The organism is Colwellia ponticola, from assembly GCF_005885605.1.
In the GTDB taxonomy this organism is placed as follows: Bacteria; Pseudomonadota; Gammaproteobacteria; order Enterobacterales; family Alteromonadaceae; genus Colwellia; species Colwellia ponticola.
On sequence record NZ_SZVP01000131.1, the window covers coordinates 1 to 448 of the forward strand.

A 448-nucleotide genomic window follows, 5' to 3' on the forward strand; every position below is an offset into this window, starting at 1 on the left:
TTTAGCGAAAGCATTGAATTCTCTTGGCAACTTAATTGTTGTTACAGTATGTTCTTGCCAATTAAGTGCTGCGAATGATTTCACATCATATTTCATGTGAATCGTCCCACGTGTTACTTGATTGCCGGCGATTAATTCTAAACCGTCCATCGCTGTACCGCTTGCTGCTAAAGTACCAGATGTTTGATAATCAATACGAGGACTGTTATCTTTCTTAGTCATTACTGATGATGTGTCGGCAGATGTTTTAGCTGCGGCCATCGCTGTTGATGTTCCAGCTGTTACTACCATTCCTAATACCGTTGATGATACCAATACTAAGTTTACCAATTTTGAACTTTTAATCATGCTTTTCGCCTCCAAGTGCGTTTTATATTTTTAGCTCAGCGATTATTAGTCAACGACGTTAATTGCCTTTGCTATGTGAATAATGTATCATCTCTTTTTT

At 37.9% G+C, this 448-nt stretch carries 1 protein-coding gene; it reads right to left on the minus strand.

All coding sequences use genetic code 11. The features are described 5' to 3' along the window. The coding region (locus FCS21_RS16195) for a hypothetical protein (protein ID WP_138624516.1) at window positions 1-348 on the minus strand (348 nt) is incomplete at its 3' end. Window positions 349-448 lie beyond the last annotated feature (100 nt).